The sequence below is a fragment of the Streptomyces sp. NPDC059900 genome (genome assembly GCF_050270335.1).
In the GTDB taxonomy this organism is placed as follows: domain Bacteria; phylum Actinomycetota; class Actinomycetes; order Streptomycetales; family Streptomycetaceae; genus Streptomyces.
This window is the reverse complement of sequence record NZ_JBNNJZ010000813.1, coordinates 1-2,838: the sequence shown is the minus strand read 5'-3', so window position 1 is coordinate 2,838 and position 2,838 is coordinate 1. Positions and strand designations below refer to the sequence as shown.

Here is a 2,838-nt window from a genome sequence, read left to right as displayed (position 1 = left end):
GCCCCACCGTCGGCAGGACCTGCGGAGTTCTCAAGTCCGCATCTCTACACCACTACGTGGGACGCGACCTCTCCCGGCTGCTCCGGGGACCGGAGTTACACCGGGCTGCCCGCCTCGCTGCCCGCGCGGCCCTTGCGTGAGCTAATCTGCCCGCATGCGCGGACAGTTCACCGGCTGGCCGGAGCAGGCCATGGACGTGTTGTGGCAACTCCAGGGCGAACCGGCCCACGCGACCCGCGAGCGCTATCGCGCGGACCGCGAGCGCCTGGTCCGACAGCCCATGATCGACCTGCTCAACGAGGTCGCGGACGCCGACCCCCGCTACCAGGACTTCTCCGTCTGGCACTACCGCACCAACTCCTGGTGGTGGCAGCACCAGAGCGCGGTGATCCGCTTCGGCCGCAAAATCGAGATCAATCTCCGGTTCGATCTGGACGGCCTGCACATCCAGGGCGCCTGGTGGTATCCCGACCCCGGCCAGGTGGACATGTTCCGCAAGGCCGTGGCCGCCGAGGCGAGCGGTCGCGAACTGTCCGCCATCCTCGAGGACGTGCAGGCGAAGGGCTATGACGTCTCCGGGGACATGATGAAACGCCCGCCGCGCGGTTACCCGACGGACCACTCCCGTTCGCACCTGCTGCGCCACCGTTCTCTGATCGCTGCCCGTCCCCTGGGCTGCGAGGAGTGGCTGCACACCCCCGCGGCAGCCGATCGGGTCCTCACCGCCGCCGGCGACCTGGACGCCCTGCTGATGTGGCTCGTCCGCCACGTCAAGCGAACCACCTGAGGCGGCCGCCGGCCTCACCACCGTCCGCTCTGGCCGCACACAAGCGCGGGGCCGAGGGGCCACCGGGCGAACGCCTGTGTTCGCCCGTGCTCAGCGAGGGTCGGTGTCGTCCGGGGGCTCTGCGCCGTGTTCGCGGCGCGCGGCACGACAAGGGGGCTGCCGACTTCGCCCCCGCGACGGGGAGGTGAAGTGCCGGGCGGCAAGCCATGGCCGCCCTGCCTCCCGCGGAAACTCAGACACGTCCGGGAACCCCCGGCTGTCAGTGGCGGGAGCGACAATTCCCGCATGACCTCACCCCGGCACCTCCACGGCCTGCTCGCCGATTTGGGACTCGACCAGGCGGCCACGTTCACAGCGGTGCACGGCGGCGACGAGGACGCCGTCATCCGTCTCTTCGGCGGCAGCCCCGAGCAGTGCCGCCCCCTGCGGCTGGAGGAACTGGGCGAGCACTACGACGGGGATCTGATCCTGGTCTCCCGGTCAGGTCCTGCCGTCGTCGTCGTGGAGAACAACAACTATCAGGGGTCTCGCGAGGAGGTGCTGCGCCCGCTCTCCCGGCAGGGCCGCACCGCCAGTGCCTACTGGAACGTCAACGCGGTCTCCCGACTGAGCCTGGCCGAGGACGGGCTGATCTCCTCCGCATTCGAAATGCTGGCGCCCGAGCACAGATTCGGCGCGCGCCCCGACGCCTGGCAGCCCCTGTTGCAGGGCCTGGACCTGGAAGACGATGACGACCTGTGGGGCGTGGGCCTGGCGGCTGTCGAGCGCGCGACCGGTGCGCGATTCGACGGCGCCTGGGTACGCGGCCCGCACCGCGCGGTGGAGATCACGCGGGTGCCGCAGTACCTGCTGGGGCAGGCGCTCATTGACTCGCCCCTGCTCAGGCGGGAGCCCTTCATCGGCTATCTGGACGGCCTGGGGCCCTCGCTGCTGGGGCCGATGCGGCGCCACGCCCTGGACCTGGCCCTCACCCATGCCGACCTGCGCGAACACCCGCTGGCCGTAGCAGCGCTTGCAGCCGCCGCTCTCCCGGCCGCCGCGAGAGTGCGGCTGCACGAGGACCTCACTGCCGCCCACGACCAAGCGCTGCGCCGGGCCCGGGCGCTTCTGGTCGGCGAGCCGGACGAGTTCGAGCCCGAGTGGGAACGCCCTTCCCACCTCGTCTTCCGCCAGGCCATCGTCTTCAGTGTCCTCGCCCGGTGCCTCGCGGCCCATCTGCCCACCCCGGCGGACGGCCTGCCGGACATCCTCAGCTCCTTGGTCACGGCGATGACCGGGGAGGGCGCGCGCGTCGAGGAGTTCTGGATGGTCTCGCACCTGCACAACGCGGCGCACAGAGCGGCCTGACCCAAGCAGCCGAACACCGCAGCGTCAGAGCCCGTTGCCCGAGGCCCGGACGGCGGGCCGGGCCCCGGGGTCCGGGGTGGGGATCACAGCAGGCGGTCGACCAGCCCGTCGATGTAGTCCGGCGTGAGCGGGACGATGCCGAACAGGACGCGGATGTACATGGGGGCCAGGATGTGGTCCAGCACGTCCAGCGCGTCGGGTGCCTGTTCGCCGCGTTCGCGGGCGCGGTCGAGCATGGACTGCAGTTGCCGGGTGCGGTCGGCGCGGAGTTCGTCGCTCGCCCTCAGGCCCTCCTGGCCGTCGTCCGACAGCGCGACGGCCAGGCGTACCAGCAGCAGGCCGTCGGGCCCGGTGATCTCCCGGGCCACCTGGGCCGCGTAGGCGTGCAGGTCGCCGGCGATGCTCCCGGTGTCGGGCATCGGTGACTGCGCGTTGAGGCGCGCGAGCGCGGCGTCGGTGAGCAGGTTTTCCAGGCTGCCCCACCGGCGGTAGATGCTGCTGTCGGCCACGCCCGCGCGGGCTGCGATCTCGCCGACGGTGAAGTTGCCGTAGCCGCGCTCGCTGATCAGCTCGATGACGGCCTGGTGCACCTGCGCGCCGACGCGGGCGCTGCGTCCGCCGGGGCGGCGGGCCGGTTGTCGCTCGTTCATGCCGCCCACCTTAACGCAGTCAGGTCTTGCGTTTAGGGGCGGCCCTCCCTATAG

At 71.3% G+C, this 2,838-nt stretch carries 3 protein-coding genes; 2 read left to right on the top strand and 1 reads right to left on the bottom strand.

Annotated features, from left to right (window positions below; translation table 11 throughout):
* Positions 1-154 precede the first annotated feature (154 nt).
* The gene (locus tag ACQKIP_RS44335; RefSeq protein ID WP_365863603.1) at positions 155-787 is read left to right on the top strand and encodes a DUF2461 family protein; all 633 of its coding nucleotides are present in this window, start codon (positions 155-157) and stop codon (positions 785-787) included.
* 285 nt (positions 788-1,072) lie between these two features.
* The gene (locus tag ACQKIP_RS44330; RefSeq protein WP_365863605.1) at positions 1,073-2,134 is read left to right on the top strand and encodes a DUF6461 domain-containing protein; all 1,062 of its coding nucleotides are present in this window, start codon (positions 1,073-1,075) and stop codon (positions 2,132-2,134) included.
* Positions 2,135-2,217: 83 nt separating this feature from the next.
* On the opposite strand, the gene ACQKIP_RS44325 is transcribed toward ACQKIP_RS44330, so the two are convergent.
* Positions 2,218-2,784, bottom strand: coding sequence for a TetR/AcrR family transcriptional regulator (locus ACQKIP_RS44325; protein ID WP_365863607.1), 567 nt, complete (start codon positions 2,782-2,784; stop codon positions 2,218-2,220).
* Positions 2,785-2,838 lie beyond the last annotated feature (54 nt).